Origin of the sequence: Saliniramus fredricksonii (genome assembly GCF_900094735.1) — a bacterium.
GTDB classification, from domain to species: domain Bacteria; phylum Pseudomonadota; class Alphaproteobacteria; order Rhizobiales; family Beijerinckiaceae; genus Saliniramus; species Saliniramus fredricksonii.
The window spans coordinates 69,057-84,625 of the sequence record NZ_FMBM01000003.1 but is presented as its reverse complement, the minus strand read 5'-3'; the positions used below and the strand labels follow the sequence as shown (position 1 = coordinate 84,625).

16 protein-coding genes are annotated in these 15,569 nt (G+C 63.3%); 8 read left to right on the top strand and 8 right to left on the bottom strand.

The genetic code is table 11. The annotated features are described in order from the left end of the window. Positions 1-128: 128 nt before the first annotated feature. Together GA0071312_RS17720 and ribA are read right to left on the bottom strand one after the other, a co-directional pair. Positions 129-1,586: an RsmB/NOP family class I SAM-dependent RNA methyltransferase gene (locus tag GA0071312_RS17720; RefSeq protein ID WP_083204727.1), complete on the bottom strand. Its 1,458-nt coding sequence runs from the start codon at positions 1,584-1,586 to the stop codon at positions 129-131. 120 nt (positions 1,587-1,706) lie between these two features. Continuing rightward, positions 1,707-2,777, bottom strand: coding sequence for a GTP cyclohydrolase II RibA (gene ribA, locus GA0071312_RS17715; RefSeq protein ID WP_238947325.1), 1,071 nt, complete (start codon positions 2,775-2,777; stop codon positions 1,707-1,709). Between the two features lie 247 nt (positions 2,778-3,024). On the opposite strand from ribA, the gene GA0071312_RS17710 reads away from it, so the two are divergent. The 3 genes from GA0071312_RS17710 (at position 3,025) to GA0071312_RS17700 (ending at position 5,139) form a co-directional block, all read left to right on the top strand. Next, positions 3,025-3,774, top strand: a complete 750-nt coding sequence (locus GA0071312_RS17710; RefSeq protein ID WP_074446369.1) for a RibD family protein — start codon at positions 3,025-3,027, stop codon at positions 3,772-3,774. After that, positions 3,764-4,342 carry a cytochrome b gene (locus tag GA0071312_RS17705; RefSeq protein ID WP_238947324.1) on the top strand — a complete coding sequence of 193 codons (579 nt, stop codon included), beginning with the start codon at positions 3,764-3,766 and terminating at the stop codon, positions 4,340-4,342. The genes GA0071312_RS17710 and GA0071312_RS17705 overlap by 11 nt, the downstream gene beginning before the upstream one ends. A 119-nt stretch (positions 4,343-4,461) precedes the next feature. Next, the gene (locus GA0071312_RS17700) at positions 4,462-5,139 is read left to right on the top strand and encodes a haloacid dehalogenase type II (protein ID WP_074446368.1); all 678 of its coding nucleotides are present in this window, start codon (positions 4,462-4,464) and stop codon (positions 5,137-5,139) included. 9 nt (positions 5,140-5,148) lie between these two features. Here GA0071312_RS17700 and GA0071312_RS17695 read toward each other — a convergent pair whose 3' ends face one another. The 6 genes from GA0071312_RS17695 to GA0071312_RS20415 all read right to left on the bottom strand — a co-directional run bounded on the left by GA0071312_RS17695 (position 5,149) and on the right by GA0071312_RS20415 (position 10,329). Beyond that, the gene (locus GA0071312_RS17695) at positions 5,149-5,568 is read right to left on the bottom strand and encodes a flagellar basal body rod protein FlgC (protein WP_074446367.1); all 420 of its coding nucleotides are present in this window, start codon (positions 5,566-5,568) and stop codon (positions 5,149-5,151) included. Between the two features lie 219 nt (positions 5,569-5,787). After that, positions 5,788-6,651, bottom strand: a complete 864-nt coding sequence (locus GA0071312_RS17690; RefSeq protein WP_074446366.1) for a branched-chain amino acid aminotransferase — start codon at positions 6,649-6,651, stop codon at positions 5,788-5,790. Between the two features lie 449 nt (positions 6,652-7,100). Then, positions 7,101-7,526 (bottom strand): MerR family transcriptional regulator, encoded by a 426-nt coding sequence (locus tag GA0071312_RS17685; protein ID WP_074446365.1) that lies wholly within the window; start codon positions 7,524-7,526, stop codon positions 7,101-7,103. 726 nt (positions 7,527-8,252) lie between these two features. Continuing rightward, positions 8,253-8,912, bottom strand: coding sequence for a TadE/TadG family type IV pilus assembly protein (locus GA0071312_RS17680; protein WP_131817862.1), 660 nt, complete (start codon positions 8,910-8,912; stop codon positions 8,253-8,255). 8 nt (positions 8,913-8,920) lie between these two features. Then, complete coding sequence (locus tag GA0071312_RS17675) at positions 8,921-9,454, bottom strand: TadE/TadG family type IV pilus assembly protein (protein ID WP_074446578.1); 534 nt, start codon at positions 9,452-9,454, stop codon at positions 8,921-8,923. A gap of 440 nt (positions 9,455-9,894) precedes the next feature. Next, entirely contained in the window at positions 9,895-10,329 is a 435-nt protein-coding gene (locus tag GA0071312_RS20415; protein WP_074446577.1) for a pilus assembly protein N-terminal domain-containing protein, read from the bottom strand. A gap of 875 nt (positions 10,330-11,204) precedes the next feature. On the opposite strand from GA0071312_RS20415, the gene GA0071312_RS17665 reads away from it, so the two are divergent. The 5 genes from GA0071312_RS17665 (at position 11,205) to GA0071312_RS17645 (ending at position 15,559) form a co-directional block, all read left to right on the top strand. Beyond that, positions 11,205-11,375, top strand: a complete 171-nt coding sequence (locus GA0071312_RS17665) for a Flp family type IVb pilin (RefSeq protein WP_074446363.1) — start codon at positions 11,205-11,207, stop codon at positions 11,373-11,375. Between the two features lie 194 nt (positions 11,376-11,569). Next, on the top strand, positions 11,570-11,764 hold the full coding sequence (locus tag GA0071312_RS17660) for a Flp family type IVb pilin (protein ID WP_108721944.1): 195 nt from the start codon (positions 11,570-11,572) through the stop codon (positions 11,762-11,764). A 406-nt stretch (positions 11,765-12,170) separates the two neighbouring features. Beyond that, complete coding sequence (gene cpaB / locus GA0071312_RS17655; RefSeq protein ID WP_074446361.1) at positions 12,171-12,968, top strand: Flp pilus assembly protein CpaB; 798 nt, start codon at positions 12,171-12,173, stop codon at positions 12,966-12,968. Between the two features lie 142 nt (positions 12,969-13,110). Then, positions 13,111-14,736, top strand: coding sequence for a type II and III secretion system protein family protein (locus tag GA0071312_RS17650; protein WP_074446360.1), 1,626 nt, complete (start codon positions 13,111-13,113; stop codon positions 14,734-14,736). A 94-nt stretch (positions 14,737-14,830) separates the two neighbouring features. Continuing rightward, a complete protein-coding gene (locus GA0071312_RS17645; RefSeq protein WP_074446359.1) occupies positions 14,831-15,559 on the top strand; it encodes a CpaD family pilus assembly protein in 729 nt (242 codons plus the stop codon). Positions 15,560-15,569 lie beyond the last annotated feature (10 nt).

Genomic DNA, 15,569 nt, shown 5'->3' with positions numbered 1-15,569 from the left:
ACAGATCTGCCCCTATCTTCTCACCTGAACCGGCCATGGTTAACAAGCGGTTTCCCACTTGCCACAAATACAGGCAATCGCGGCGCAAATTGCGAGGAACGCGCAGGCGCTCTCCCGCGAGCAGCGCGTCAGGCGGGATCGTTTGCAGCCGGGAGCTTGCGGAAACGCGCGGCGAAGAAACCGTCGAGCCCCTCGACGAGCCCTGATCCGCCGCGATGGGGCAGAGCGCGGAAATCGCCCTGCGCATCGATCAGGCCGGCAAGGTCCGCAAGCGCCCCCGATGCGGCGAGTTCGTCGGGCGTGATCGCGATGCGCTGCATATCGCCATGGCGCTCCAGCAGGTAGCGCGCCTGTGCCTCGCCCTCCTCCGGCTCCAGCGAGCAAGTGCAATAGACGAGCCGCCCTCCCGGCGCGAGCAGCCCGACGGCCTTGTCGATCAATCGGCGCTGCAGATCGGCGAGTTTGGCAATATCCTCCGGCGTCTTCGTCCAGGCGACATCCGGATTGCGGCGCAGCGTGCCCGTGGCGGAACAGGGAGCATCGAGGAGGATCGCGTCGAAGCGCAGATCATCTTCCAGCGCCAGAACGTCGGCTGCGCGCAATCGCGCGGTGAGCCGCAACCGGGCGAGATTCTCCGCAACACGCGTCAGGCGTTTCTGCGAGCGGTCGACGGCGAGCACATCCGCGCCCCTCGCCGCAAGCTGGACGGTCTTGCCGCCGGGTGCGGCGCACAGATCGGCGACGCGCTCACCGGGGCCGACCGCGAGCAGGCGCGCGGGAATGGCGGCAGCAGCATCCTGCACCAGCCAGGCGCCGTCGTCGTAACCGGGCAGCGTCTCCACGGCCCGGCGATCAGCAAGACGCAGCGACCCCGTCGGCAGAATGCGCGCATCGAGCCGCTCCGCCCAGAGCGCGCGCGCCGGCCCGTCCTGATCGTCGCGCAGAGTGAGATCGAGCGGGGCTTCCCGGCGCAGCACACCAGCCATGGCGATGCATTCCGCTTCGCCCCAGCGCGAGAGCCAGCGCGCATGCAGCCATTCGGGAAGATCATCCAGCGGCCCGGCCTCGGCGAGAATCGACTCGCGCTCACGCGCGATCCGCCGCCCAAGGGCGTTCACCAGTCTGGCGTAATGCTTGAGATCGGGATGGCTACGCGCCAGCGCCACGCCGGTGGCGACGGCAGCGTGATCGGGCACGTCGAGAAACAGGATCTGTGCGGCGATCACGGTGAGCAGATCGCGCAACTGACCTTTTGCAGACTTGCCTGTCATGCGCGCGGCCAGAGCGGCGCGGATCGTGCCCATCCTGCGGAAGGCGACGATGCAGATGGCGCGTGCCAGAGCCGCGTCACGCTGGGGGATGTCCGCCTTCATCGCAGCCAGGGCCTGCGGGAAGGCATCGTCGAGGGGGCGACGGCTGCGCAGAACCTCGCCGATGACCGTGAAGGCAAGGCGCCGGGCGGCGAGCCCTTCGCCATCATCGCGCGCGGCGCCCGCGCCACGCGGTTTGTGCGTCCTGGCGGGCGATGAGGCTGAGCGCGATTTACGACCGGTGTCGTCCGGCGGTTTTTGAGAAGGCGATGTCATGTGGCGACAACCATGCGCGATGCGCGTCAAAGAAGAAAGGCTGCGGCAGGCTTATCCCACCGCAGCCCCGAAAGCGAGCCCATGCAGCCTTGTGCTGATGATATGCCGTAGCGCGCCCGATCAATCCTTCTGCGGTGCGATCGCGACATCCAGATCGATCATGTGGCCGGCACGATCGCGCTTGGATGCGAGGTAGCGGACGTTTTCCGGATTGGTGCGCCCGATCGAGCGCTCATCGGCGACGACATCCAGTCCGGCTTCCCGGAGAGCGCCAATCTTCACGGGATTGTTGGTGAGCACCCGCACACGGCTCACCCCGAGCTCGGTGAGCATCTGGGCGGCGAAATCGAAGCGGCGCTGGTCGAGACCGAAGCCGAGGGCCGCATCGGCGTCATAGGTGTCAAAGCCTTCCGATTGCAGCTTGTAGGCCCGGATTTTATTCGCAATGCCGTTACCGCGGCCTTCCTGATCGAGATAGAGCAGGATGCCGCCCTCTCCCTCGGCCATGGCCTGGACGGCGCCGCGCAGCTGATCGCCGCAATCGCATTTCAGCGAGCCGAACAGATCGCCCGTCAGGCAGGCGGAATGCAGGCGCACGAAGACCGGCTTGTCAAAATCCGGCTTGCCGACAATGATCGCGACCTGGTCGCGCATGCCCTCACCACCGCGAAACACGACGAATTCGGTTTCATGCGCGCCTTCGAGCGGCACCGGCGCGCGGCTGGCGATGCGCAGAAGCTTCGCCTGCTGCTTGCGGAAAGCGCGAATGGCTTCACCCGTCACGGTGAGGATGCTGGGCTCGTGTTCCATGCCCTCGGGAAGCGGAATCACCAGCACGGCGGGAGTCACGAACGACAATGCCGCCAGTTCAAGCGCATCGAGATCGACCTGTGTGGCTGCACGCACAGGCGCATCGACGCGCGCATCGACGCGTCTGGCGAGAAGAGCGATCCGCTCCGCATCCACCACGGGCATCGCCACCGCGCCCGCATCCTCGCGCTCCAGTCCGATCCGGCGCAGGCGTGGCCCCGTGAGGATCAGCCGCGCGCGACCGCCTGCCACCGCATCGATGCGACGGCACAGGGCATCATCGAGATCCTCGATGCCGAGAACCAGCGCCCGCATATCGTCGTTTTCGATGATGACAGGGCGCGCATGCCGGAATTCCGCAATGGCACGTTCCACATTCATCAAAATGGTATCGTCTGAATAACCGAGTACAAGACGCATCATCGACCAAGGTTTCCTGTATCGTGCGGCCCGCGCCCCGAGAGAACATGATCCGACACCGGATCAAACCTGTTCGCAAGAGGGACAAACCCTACATTACCCCACATGCAAGCGCCGCCCGGATTATCAAGATATCATCTGCTGGATATCGTTCCGGGTTGGCGCAATTGCAAATGCTTCTACGGCTCATCAGTTCCGGCGGATCAATATGAGAGCGATTTCAAGCCTGCCCGGCGCTCCGGCATTCGGGAATTTCGGCGACGCCACCCCGGCCGCACCCTTCGTCGTGGCCCAGCTCGGCCAATCCCTCGACGGGCGGATCGCCACGGTGACAGGGCACTCCTTCTATATCAACGGCGGGGGTGCGCTCGACCATCTGCATGCCATCCGCGCGCATGTCGATGCAGTGGTGGTCGGTATCGGGACCGTCATCGCCGATGATCCGCAATTGAATGTGCGGCGCGTGGCGGGGCGCGATCCCGCGCGGGTGGTCATCGATCCCAACGGTCGTCTGCCCGCATCGGCCCGGATTCTGCGCGATGACGGCGCAAGGCGCCTCGTCCTGCGCCGGGCGGGCCGGGGTGAAAAGCTTCCCGAAGGCGCCGAGGAGATCGTTCTCGACGCGGTGGAAGCGGGCCCCGTCGCCCCGCAGCAGATCCTGAAACTGCTGCGCCAGGCGGGGTTCCGGCGGATCCTGCTGGAGGGCGGGGCGCGCACGATCTCGGATTTTCTCGCGGCGCGTTGCATCGATCGCCTGCACATGCTGGTGGCACCCATGCTGATCGGCTCGGGCAAACCCGGGATCACCCTGCCCCGATCGAAACCCTCGATGACGCCTTGCGACCGGCGACATCCGCCTATTTACTGGAGCAGGGTGATGTTCTGTTCGATTGCGATCTGCGCCGGTCGAGCGATGCGGTCGCGACCTGAGGCGAAGGAGGTATGCAATGAGCAGTGACGCTTCGACGGCGAAGGCGGCGCCGGCAATTCCCGAAAGGCGCTATTCCGGTATCCAGATCGCGCTGCATTGGGTTATCGCGCTGGTCATCATCGGCATGATCCCGGTTGGATTGGTGATGACCCGGCTCGACCCGTCCACGCTCACGAACCTGCTCTATGAAATGCATAAATCCTTTGGTCTGATCGTGTTCGGTCTTGCGGTCGTTCGAATCGGGGCGCGATTCGCGCTCGGCGTACCGCCACTCGCGCCGAACATGCCGCACTGGCAGATCAGGGCCGCGCGCATCAGCCATGCTGCGCTTTATGTGCTGATCATCCTGGTTCCGCTCACCGGTTGGGCCGCGACTTCCGCCTGCTGTGCGCCGGTCAATCTGTTCTGGGCGATCCCGTTGACACTGCCCATCGGGGGCGGCTTCGAGACCGCCGGCCCGATCTTCCTGCTGCACAACATCTCCACCATGACGCTGATCGCGCTGGTGCTGCTGCATTCCCTGGCAGCGCTCTACCACCATTACGGGCTGAAGGATGGTACCCTGCGCAAGATGATGCCAGGCGCGAAACGCTGAGCCGGCCTTGCCGGAATGCGGCGATCATGGGATGAAGATCGCGCCCTGCGCAGCATCGCAGCTCGGGAAGGGCGCTCCCGTTGCCGTCGGCGGGGCAAAACCAATTCGAAGGGATTGTCATGCCGGGACCGATCCGCGCCGTTGCCTTCGACATCATCGAAACGGTTTTCTCGATCGAGAGCCTGAGATCGGGTCTGACACCGCTCGGCCTGCCGGCAAACACCCTCGACACCTGGTTCGCCGCGAGCCTGCGTGATGCGTTCGCCCTCGCGGCCATGGATGATTTCGCCCCTTTCCGCAGAATCATGGGCGATGCGCTGGCCGATCTCCTGCAACGGCATAACCTTCCCGTCATGGAGAACCGCATTGCCGCCTTCCTCGACGGCATGAAGAATCTGGAGGCCAGACCCGACGCAGATCGCGCCTTCGCGATGCTTGCGCAGGCGAATCTGCCGATTGTCGCCGTCAGCAACGGTGCCGCTGCAGCGACACAGCACCTGCTTGAGCGCGCCGCGCTGGCGCCACGCGTGCAAAGGGTCTTTTCGGTCGACGAGATCGGCCTGTCGAAGCCGCGGCGAGAGGTCTATACGCACGTCGCGCAGAGCCTTGACCTGCCTGCCTCAGCAATCTGCCTCGTGGCCGCGCATCCATGGGATGTGCATGGCGCGCGTTCGGCCGGGCTGCACGGGGCCTTCGTCTCGCGCGGCCAGCCCTGGCCGGCCTCCATGCGCAGACCCACCATGATCGGGGACGAACTCCTCGACACGGTCGAGGCAGTGCTTGCGCATACGGGCTGACAGCCGGGTTCAGGTCTTCATGTCGATCACGGTACGCGCCATCTCGGAGGCCGTCGAGAAGACCTTCGCATTCGCCTTGAAGGCTGCGACGGAAGCGGCCTGGTCGGCGATTTCGCGCGTGTAATCGACATTCGGCGCCGCCACCATGCCCCGGGCATCGGCGAAAGGCGCATCGGGTTGATAGCGCAATTCGTAAGCAGGAAGCCGTTCGCTCATCCGCGCCGCAGTGCCGCTGCCGGTGGAGACCTGCACCACATCGACGGGCTGGTAGACACTGCGCGGGTCATCGCTGCGCGGGACCGGGCGATCAGGCGGCGTCTGCGGAACGGGGCCGTTGCTGCGGGCATTGGCGACGTTCGAAGCACTCGCCTCGATGCGAAGCGCCGAGCCATTCATACCGCTCGCGGCTATGGTCAGTGAGGACGACATGCCCGGACAATGTCGCCCGCCGCGTTACGACACGATCAAGCGGAACAATTGCATTTTAGGGATTTGTCGAAAAAGCCGGGCAAAAAAAATCGCATGACGACCGGAACCGGTGGCGGCTGCGGACGTTGGCACGCTAACCGACCTTGATCTGCCCCCACCGGTCGGCAACTCTAAGGCGCATCCGGTGATCCGGATGCGCCTTTTTCGCATCAGTCCAGATCATGCGGCGATGTCGCGGGCATAGGCCCAGTAGAGTTCCCGGGCGCGCTGGTAGATCGGCCCGGGCTGGAGCCCGTGCTCCTCGATCCGTGTCACCGGCGTGACCTTGGCATAGTTGCCGGTGCAGAAGATTTCATCTGCATCGAGGAATTCCTCGTAGCGCAGCACCCGCTCGATCACCTCGACACCGCTGTCGCGCAGCAGGGCGATGACACGCTGGCGGGTGATCCCGTTGAGGAAGGTTCCGTTGGGAATCGGCGTGTGCACGACACCGGCCTTGGCCATGAAGATATTTGCGGTTGCCGTCTCGGCGACGCTGCCCAGCATGTCGAGCACGACGGCGTTGTCGAAGCCGCGCGTGCGCGCCTCGCGCAGGATGCGGGCATTGTTGGGATAGAGACAGCCTGCCTTGGCATCGGTGGGCATGGTCTCCAGCGTCGGGCGGCGGAAAGCGCCCTTCGTGACGGCGGCGCCGGCAGGCTCTGCCATCGGCGCCTCGAACAACGTCATGCAGAAGCCGACATTGTCGGGATCGGTCGTGATCGTACCGGGCCCCTCGCCCTCGCCCCAATACATCGGCTTGACGTAGAGGGCTTCGCCGGATTCGAATTTCTTCGCCCCTTCCAGGGCCAGTGCGACCATTTCTTCCGTGCTCACCGTCGGATTGAGATCGATCGCCTTGGCGGAACGGTTGACACGGGCCATGTGCAGGTCGAGATCCGGCGCCACGCCGTCGAAGATGCGTGCGCCATCGAATACGGTGGAACCGAGCCAGCTGGCATGGGAACGCGGGCCGATGATCGGCGGGTTGCCTTCGTGCCAGTCTCCTGCATACCAGGTCCAAGTCTTCGAATACCAGGCCACGCGTTTTCTCCTTCCATGCACTGACGACGCAACGCATGCGTCGTCCCTATCCAAGAGATGCCCGGCCCCGCCTGTCAATCGGCAAGTTTCCCCACCATGTCTTGCAGGCGATGCCCGCCGCTGCGCGCGGCCAATGAGCATGGCAATCGCACAAGAGCGTCGCGATCCGACGGTAGAGCCGTTGAAGCGCCGCCCGCAAGCCCGGAATCTGCAAACACTGCGCGCATGCCAAAACACCCAAGCCGGATGCCCGCAAGCTGGGCGCGTCTGGACAAGCCATCGCACGAGTGAAGGTGCCGCATCCCGTCATGGATCGGCCACTTTCGACGCACGAGCGGGAAGCGGCAGGACCGACAGGTCGAGTACCGGCACGCAGTTTGATCGCATGAAAAAATGACCGTAGTGCAGCGGTGAGACACGAACCTGCGTGAACCGGCCCGGCCAATTGTTCAAGCCTGGCTGCGCAGCCTGTCCCGGGTTTCGGCAAGGGCGGCGATGGCCGCATCGATCTCGTCACGCTGGCCTTCGAGATGCGCAATCTGCTCCTCGACCTTGGTCAGGGAGAGCTTGAGATCAATTCCACCCTTGCCCCCCTGCTCGGTCGGTGTGAGCATGTCCTGGATCTCGGCAAGCGTGAAACCGAGCTGCTTGCCCTTGAGAATCACCGAAAGGCGCTCACGGTCGCGGCTCGAATAGATGCGCATGGTACCGATACGCTTCGGCGCGAGCAGGCCACGATCCTCGTAGAAACGCAGCGCCCGCAGCGTGACGCCGAATTCTCGCGACAGATCGCTGATCAGGTATTCCTTCGCTTCGGAACCGCCTTCTTCGGCGAATCCCGAAACTTCCGGCGAAATCGTCTTGACACTATCCATGTACGACACAAAGACCCCCTTTGTTCGATACCCGCCGCCGGACGCCCGTCCGCGCAGAGAACCGCTTCGGACAATCTCGCCCAACCTGAAACGCACAACACTCCGATTGGAATAATCAGAGATTGCCTTGCCGGGCAGACGAAAGCCCGATCCGGCCGCCCGGACCAGACCCGAGACCTTCCGGAACCAGCACTCGGACTATGCCCCAGACAAAGCCCGGTGCCAATATCAAGCTGCATTAAATTCGTATAGCAACCTTTAAGAAACGTCACCGTTGCATATCCGCTACGGCATCGCGCGGGAAACCTGCGTCACCCGGCGATGATCGCGCTGCGCCGGCTCAATCCGGCTCGAAGCATTTCCGCCTTTTTACCAACCGCGCGCTGCGTCACCGTGGCGAAAGCGTCGCGGAGAGATACCGGACTCACACCCGGCCCCGGATTGAAATATCACGACGCATGGGCAACGCACCCGAACGACGCTCTCGCCGAACGCGGCAGAGGGGCGGAGGGGCCGAGGGGCCGAGGGGCCGAGGGGTGGAGGGGCACATGCTTCGCAAGAGGCTTCGCGAGCAGGGGCGGCCATGGAGGCTCATGCGGGTTGCATGTTGCGACCGATGAACCCGACCAGACCCCGCTTCCCGGAAGGACCTTGCAACCGGACTTGTCGCGTGACCCGGCGCATCAGGGCGCTGGTCAGCGGGAAACCCGCCCGATCAGGGATATGCTAGAGACATGACACGTTATTGCGCTCGATCTCATCGACATTGCGCACGGGCCAGGGCGTCGTTTCGCCAAGTTCGAGATCACCGATGATCGCATAGCCGATCATCGGGGTATAGACATTGGCGACTTCCGCGAGAATGAAACTGCTGTCGGGAACGGCGAAGCCCGCGGGAATATCGACGCTGCTGCCCGTCGCGCGCGGCCCGATATCGCGCCCGTCGCTCCAGCAGACACGGCCGACGAGGCTGCCATTGTCATCCTCTATGACGACCGAGGAAACCCGCATGGTCACGCGGGAGATGTCATAGGGCGCCATGACGGAGAGGGCGGCGTTGAAGACCTCCTCCATCTGGGCATTGTCGATGCCGTCCGACGACCGGCTGGTGATATCGGCAATGGTGCGCGACAGGATCGTGACCTTGCGATTGATGTTCACGCCCTGCGTGACCTCGGACATGCCGAGAAACAGAAGCAGCATCACCGGCAGGATCATGGCGAATTCGACGGCTGCGACACCGGCGGTTGCCAGCGGGAAGGCCCGTGCGCGCCGCCAGGTCCCGCGACATTCCGCGAGCGCCAGATGCAGACCATAATGCAAGACCGGGTGGAACCGTCCACCTGTCCACAGACGCATCATCGCGTGCTTCATGAATCCGGTCATGTCCACCCTCACTGTGTGAACGGTTCGTTGCGGAAAGCCGACGTGGCCATGATCAGACGCCCGCCACCATTGAGCATGGTCTCGCGCGAGCCGAAAATTCCAACGAAAGCCGGATAGTTCATGGCGGCACGCACCACCACGATTTCATCAGGGCCGGTCGCCTGATAGTCGAAATCGGATGCGTCGAATTCACCTTCCGGCGTGACCGGAGTCGCCAGCGTGGCGCCGGGAAAGTTCGGGAAGGAGCGGACATCAACCTCGACGAGATCATTGCAGTTGAACAACGCCGTCACCCGGCTGCAGATCTCGTCACGGAAAGCATCCGCGCTCTGCCCGCCGGCATTCTGGAATTGCCCCGTATAGATCTGCCGCGATGCATCGGCGACGGCGTTTTCCAGCACCTGCGTGGCCCAGAAGGTCAGGGCGACTTCGATGATCGCGAAGATGATGCCGAAGAAGGGCAACGCCACCAGCGCGAATTCGACCGCCGTGGCACCCTCGCGATCCTTCAGGAAATGCCGCAGGACCAGCCGGCGCCGCAAACTGTCGCCGCAGCGGGTGCCCGTGCGGCCTTTCCGCGCTGCTCCCCCGGCGCCCGAGACGGGAACATTTGCCGGACACATATCGGGAGCATCAAATGATTGTGGACAATTCATCGACCCAATCCTCGTCTCTTCCAGCGAACCGATCCGCAGCGCGCGCCGCGCCGGATACGCGTCATGAGATCCATCCTCGATAGCGCGAAATGATTTCCCGAGCGTTATCCGGAATGATGAAACCCGGGACAGTTCACCGCTATATTATCAAAAATTGTGATAATTTGCATCTATAAATCATCGATGAGGCTTAATAAAAACTATTTAATATACATAAAGATTATAAAAATATTAAAATTTGATAATTCAAATCGGAAAGCCGCCGCGCCTGCAGGACGCGACGGCCATATCGGGAAAGCGTGTTGGTCGGGATGGCCCGGAAGCGATCAGCGGCGGGTCGCCAGTTCGTTGCGCTGTGTCGCCTGCGCGCCGACGCCATCGAAGAAGCCCGGATTATCACCAAGTTGCAGCGACGGCTGGCAGGTCGGCGTGCAGGAATAGGATTCACGATTGAGCCCGCGCTGAACCGTCACCACCGAATCCTGCGGGGCCTGCACGCTGATCATGGATTCAGCGAGAAGTGCGCCGGACCCGTCGAGGGCAATCATGTTGGTTGACCCGAAGCTCTTGCCCGTCACCACGAGGATGCCGTTGCGCTGGACCGTGACGTCCGCAATGATCGGGTTTCCCACGATCACGGTCTGGGTGCGTTCGGGCAACTGCACGACCTTGGCATGATCGACATGGACCACGAAAGCGCCGTCATCGACGGTCGCGCCCGCGCCGGGAGCGGTCGCTGCGGCACCTGAGGGGATCGACACGGTTTGCGCGGCGGGTGCGACGGCTTCGCCCTGGCCGCCTTCGACCGGATCCTGCGTGCGGGGTTCGCCGCCGGCGAGAGGCGCATCACTGACATTGCGGGGAGCGACTGGCGCGGGTGGCGCCACCTGCGCCGTCTGTCTCGCCTGCACGTCCGGCGTACCGTCCTCTTGCATCGTGACGTCTTGCCCGGTGGTTTCCTGCCCGGCGGCTTCCTGCCCGGCGGCTTCCTGCCCAGCGGCTTCCTGCCCGGCGGCTTCCTGCCCGGCGGCTTCCTGCGCCGTCGCCTGCCAGGGGGAAAGGTCGCCGGTGAAGAGCGCCAATGCGGTGGCGGACACGATCGCAATACCCAGCGGACGGGTCAGGCGGGCGGGACGGATAACACGGTTCAGCCGAGGCGCCATGGTTTCGCTCACTTCGCGGTCTCTTGGAATCACCCTGTGGTTCTAACCCGGAATGGTGAATGAATGACTAACTACCGGGCATTGTCCGATTTTTTTCACGCAAAAGTGGCATTTTGAATCAAATGCTGCTATATACAGTCTTGCGCGGCTTTATACAGTCTTGCGCGGCTTGGCGCCGAGTGGGCTTTTGCTGTCTGATGCAGGGAGCCGCTCGACTACATGTTAACGATTGATTAGTCTTGAATAACTTGATGCATTCACTGAGATACTTCGGAGGTGCAAATAGCCTTTATAAAGAATTACGCAGAGATTTGTTAACCATCCGGGCCTGATTTCAAGTATTAATTTGTTTCGACGATGAAATTAACTTCATTGAAACAGAGCCCTCCTACATTGTCCCTCGTCCTCGGCGGCGTGCTGCGGCGCGGCGCTCGCGGACATCAACAGGCAACCGTGACAGGAGCTTACCGACCATGAAAAATCTTTTTTCCCGTTTCGCCAATGACGAATCCGGCGCCACCGCCATCGAATATGGCCTGATCGCCGCCCTCATCGCCGTCGTGATCATCGGCGCCCTCGAGCTTCTCGGCGAAGAACTCGAGTCCACCTTCGGAGATGTCTCGACCGCCATCAGCGGTGATTGATCTGCCACAGCGGTTCGGTTGAACCGTCACGCGACAGCGCGCCTCGAACGGCGCGCTGTCATGATAGGCGATCCTGCGTTCAACTATCCGCAAGCAATCGCGTTGCGTGGCTTGATGCAAGTCACGCGATATCTCGGGCATGCGTTGCGCCCCCCTTGACGTCGGTTCGCATCATTGAACGCACGGAGGTTGCCGTGAGAGCCTTGCTTGCGCGTGCCATGAACGACGAATCGGGATCAACTGCCACGGAGTATGCCGTGATCGCAGCCGTCATGGCCATCGTCGTGGCAGCCGGCGCACGCAGCGTCGGTGCCGAAATCTTCGAACTCTATGGCTTCGTGAGCACGAATATCGCCGAGGCTCTGCAGGGCGGCGAAGCCGAACCCTGAGCCCATGAACCCTGATCCCATGAACCCTGAGTCCATGCACGAACCGTCCTTGCCGAACGGCGGGTGACGATGGCGCATGCGGTCGGGCTTGCGCTCCGTGCAGCGCCGAGCCCAGCTCCCCCGACAGGCCCGCCAGACGATATCGAACACGGCCTCGAACGCAGCCTCTGGCACAGATACGCCCTGCCCGCGACGTCTCGGCAAAAAATTTATCAAAAATTGTATTGCTGGATCGGCAATTGACGCCAGGCCAAGGCGTTCAAAGGCTCACAGAGCAAGTTGTCAGCATCCCCTGGTTGATTTTTTTCGTCGATTCCGGGGAATGATACGTCTGATTAACCATAAGTTGACGATTGCGTGTTCGAATTCGGGCGTCAACACAAGCGACGCGTGGATTTTAGCTGCCATGAAACGAGCCCAGATTGTCGTCCTCGGCATCGCCGTCACCGCCGGTATCGGCGCTATGTTTCTGATGCGCGGCGGCAACGAGCCGCCGCCACCGAGAGAAGTCGTCACCGTGTCCGAGCCCTCGGCACCCGCGATGGAAGTCCTGGTCGCTGCGGCGGACTTGCCCATGGGGCGGCGCCTCAACCGCGCGGATCTGCGCTGGCAGCCCTGGCCGGCCGATTCGGTGCCGGTCGGACTGATTACCCGCTCGGCTGCCTCCGAGTCACTTGACCAGATTGCCGGCTCTCTGGCGCGAAGCCAGATCCTCGCCGGTGAGCCGATTCGTCGCGAGCGCCTGATCCAGTCGGAGAACGGCGGCTTCATGTCGGCGATTCTTCCTGCAGGAAAGCGCGCCGTCGCGATCTCGATCGATACGCGCGGCTCATCGACAGCCGGCGGCTTCATCCTGCCCAATGACCGTGTCGACGTGCTGCGCACGTTCCGCACCGACGATGCCGGCGGCCAGGGTGATCAGCAGGCGACCGAGATCCTGTTGCGCAACATCCGCGTCCTCGCCATCGGCAGGAACGTGCAGACGGATGATCAGGGCAACTCGAGCGCCGAGGGCGAAACCGCAACCCTCGAGCTCACCCCGTCCCAGGCCGAGATCGTCACGCTGGCCCAGCGTACCGGACATGTCTCCCTGGCCCTGCGGTCTCTGGCGGATGCCGAGCTTGGAGAGGATGAACTCGACGAAGGCGGACGCGGACTCACGGTCGTGCGCTTCGGCATCCCACGCCAGACGACGACCCCCTGAGGCGACCATGTCCAGATCCGATTCCCGCATGCGCAAACCGATTCGCGACCCGCGTCGTTCGAGCCCGGCGACACCGGTCCGCGCCGAAGCGCCGGCACCGCCAGCAGGCCTCGCCGCCCGCATTCTGCGAGAGAGAAAAGCCATGACAGCAGAAACTTCAGCCGCAGCGCCCGCGCCGTTCCGGAACCGCATCCGGACCTTCGCAACGGCGGCGCACCAGGCCCCCTCCAAAGCCGGAACGCGCGGCGGGGTGCGCACAAGTCGCAAGCTCGGCTTCACGATGCTCTGCGCCACCGCAGCGCTGACATTGTATCTCGCCCCGCTATCGGTGCAGGCCGCAGATTTCGATTCGGGCGGCCAGGGCGGTTTCGGCAAGGGCGGCTTCGGCAAGGGGCAAGCGGCGCAATGGTCCGACCAGTCGTTCGACAGTGAATCGACCGTGCGCATCGGCGATCATGAAGGTCAGCGGACCCGGCGCATCGGGCTGGGCATCGGCAAGTCGGTAATCGTCGATCTGCCGCGTGACGCCAAGGAGGTCTTCGTCGCCAACCCGGCCGTCGCCAATGCGGTGGTACGCTCGACCCGCAAGATCTTTCTGATCGGCCAGGAAGACGGCGAGACGTCCGTCTTCATTTTCGACGCGGATGGCCATCAGCTCGCGACGCTGGAAGTCTCGGTGGGTCGCGAACTGGGCGAATTGCGCGATACCCTGCGCCGCTCCTTCCCCCGGGCGCGCATCGATATCCAGCCGGCAGGCGATTCGATCATCCTGACCGGCTCCGTTTCAAGTGCGACCCAGGCTCAGCATGCCGTCGATATCGCGGAAGCCTTCGTCGGTCGCGAGGGCGGCGATCTCGGCGGACGTGGCGCGGTGATCAACTCGCTCACCATCGAGGAGCAGGATCAGGTGATGCTGCGCGTCGCCGTGGTGGAGGTGGCCCGCGCCGTGGTCAAGCAGTTCGGCATCCAGACCAATGTCGGCTGGGATACGCTGGAAGCCGAGGATATGACCTCGCTCTTCCCGCTCAATCCCGGTCTCGACAGCACGCGCGGCAGCTATACGGCGAATTTCGGTGGCAGCGGCTTCGATGTGAAAGCGACCCTGCAGGCCTTCGAGCGCGCCGGTGTCTCGCGCACCCTCGCCGAACCGACGCTCGTCGCCGTCTCGGGGGAATCCGCAAGCTTCATGGCCGGCGGGGAGATCCCGGTTCTCACCCCTTGCCCGCCGAGCGAGCCAAACTGCGTTCCGTCGGTCAATTTCAAGCCCTTCGGCATCAATCTGGACTTCACCCCGGTCGTGCTGGCCGAGAACCGGATTTCGCTTCGTGTCTCGACCGAGGTATCCGAACTCGATTTCGAAAACAGCTCGACCGTACTCGGCAGCAGCGTGCCCGGCATGAAGGTGCGCAAATCCGAGACCAGCGTCGAACTGCCCTCGGGCGGCACCATGATGACTGCCGGACTGATCTCGACGCGCACGGGACAGACGGTCGCCGGCATGCCGGGCCTGATGAATCTGCCGATCCTCGGCGCGCTGTTCCGCTCGCGCGACTACCAGCGCCAGGAAACCGAACTGATGATCCTGGTCTCGCCCTATATCGCCAAGCCGATGGAGCAGGCCGAGGCAGAACGCCCGGATGACGGTTTCATCGAAGCCTTCGACCCGCAGGCCGTCCTGATGGGCCGGTTCAATCAGATGTACGGCACGACCGGCGACTCGCAGCCCGCACGTGGCACGCCCGGCCGCTTCGGCTTCATCGCGGATTGAGGGAGCAGCCGTCATGAACCCTCCCGTGCTCGCCAATCCATCCAACCGCGCACCCCATGAAGCGGCACATGATGCGACATCAAGGAATGCTGGCATGACTCAGCCCAAACCTACCATCCGGAGCGGCTCACGAAGCCTCGGCATCACCCTCGTCGCGCTGTCCGCCTTCGCATTGGCCGCCTGCGCGCAGGACCGCGTGGTTCAGACCGGCTCGATCTACCCTTACGACTACCGCGATCGCCACCCGATCGTGCTCAGTGACAAGCCCCATCACCTCGATATTTTCGTCCGCGGCAGCCGGCTCGACGACCGCCAGACGGAGGATCTTGACAGCTTCGTCGAAAAGTATCGCAAGGAAGGCAAGGGGCGCATCAGTATCCAGGTGCCGCGTTCCGAAGCCGGAGCCGGGCGCACCCTCGATTCGCTGCGTGTCCGGCTGCGCGATGCGGGCATTCCGTCCAACGCCTATTCCGTGTCGCATTACGACCCGACGCAATCGGGTCTCGCCGCGCCGATCCGCCTGAGTTTCCGCCACATGGCGGCGCAGGTCGAGGGCCCTTGCGGGCTCTGGCCGCAGGATCTCGGTGTCAGCGATGCCGGGTTCAACATGCGCAACGAGCCCTATTGGAACCATGGTTGTGCCACCCAGAGCAACGTCGCTTCCCAGATCGCCGACCCTGTCGATCTGGTCTGTGGGCGCACTCCGGGCGCGGTCGATCCGGTTCGGCGTTCCGCGAATATCCAGAAACTGCGCGAAGGCAACGATCCGTCCACCAACTACCAGCAAGATGGGCGCAGCGGCATCAGCGATGTCGGCGACTGATCACGCGTGA

What these genes read in the sequence shown, in the direction of transcription:
- GA0071312_RS17720 (WP_083204727.1), bottom strand. Translation starts at nt 1,586, where the DNA reads ATGACATCGCCTTCTCAAAAACCGCCGGACGACACCGGTCGTAAATCG.
- ribA (WP_238947325.1), bottom strand. Translation starts at nt 2,777, where the DNA reads ATGAATGTGGAACGTGCCATTGCGGAATTCCGGCATGCGCGCCCTGTC.
- GA0071312_RS17710 (WP_074446369.1), top strand. Translation starts at nt 3,025, where the DNA reads ATGAGAGCGATTTCAAGCCTGCCCGGCGCTCCGGCATTCGGGAATTTC.
- GA0071312_RS17705 (WP_238947324.1), top strand. Translation starts at nt 3,764, where the DNA reads ATGAGCAGTGACGCTTCGACGGCGAAGGCGGCGCCGGCAATTCCCGAA.
- GA0071312_RS17700 (WP_074446368.1), top strand. Translation starts at nt 4,462, where the DNA reads ATGCCGGGACCGATCCGCGCCGTTGCCTTCGACATCATCGAAACGGTT.
- GA0071312_RS17695 (WP_074446367.1), bottom strand. Translation starts at nt 5,568, where the DNA reads ATGTCGTCCTCACTGACCATAGCCGCGAGCGGTATGAATGGCTCGGCG.
- GA0071312_RS17685 (WP_074446365.1), bottom strand. Translation starts at nt 7,526, where the DNA reads ATGGATAGTGTCAAGACGATTTCGCCGGAAGTTTCGGGATTCGCCGAA.
- GA0071312_RS17680 (WP_131817862.1), bottom strand. Translation starts at nt 8,912, where the DNA reads ATGACCGGATTCATGAAGCACGCGATGATGCGTCTGTGGACAGGTGGA.
- GA0071312_RS17665 (WP_074446363.1), top strand. Translation starts at nt 11,205, where the DNA reads ATGAAAAATCTTTTTTCCCGTTTCGCCAATGACGAATCCGGCGCCACC.
- cpaB (WP_074446361.1), top strand. Translation starts at nt 12,171, where the DNA reads ATGAAACGAGCCCAGATTGTCGTCCTCGGCATCGCCGTCACCGCCGGT.
- GA0071312_RS17650 (WP_074446360.1), top strand. Translation starts at nt 13,111, where the DNA reads ATGACAGCAGAAACTTCAGCCGCAGCGCCCGCGCCGTTCCGGAACCGC.
- GA0071312_RS17645 (WP_074446359.1), top strand. Translation starts at nt 14,831, where the DNA reads ATGACTCAGCCCAAACCTACCATCCGGAGCGGCTCACGAAGCCTCGGC.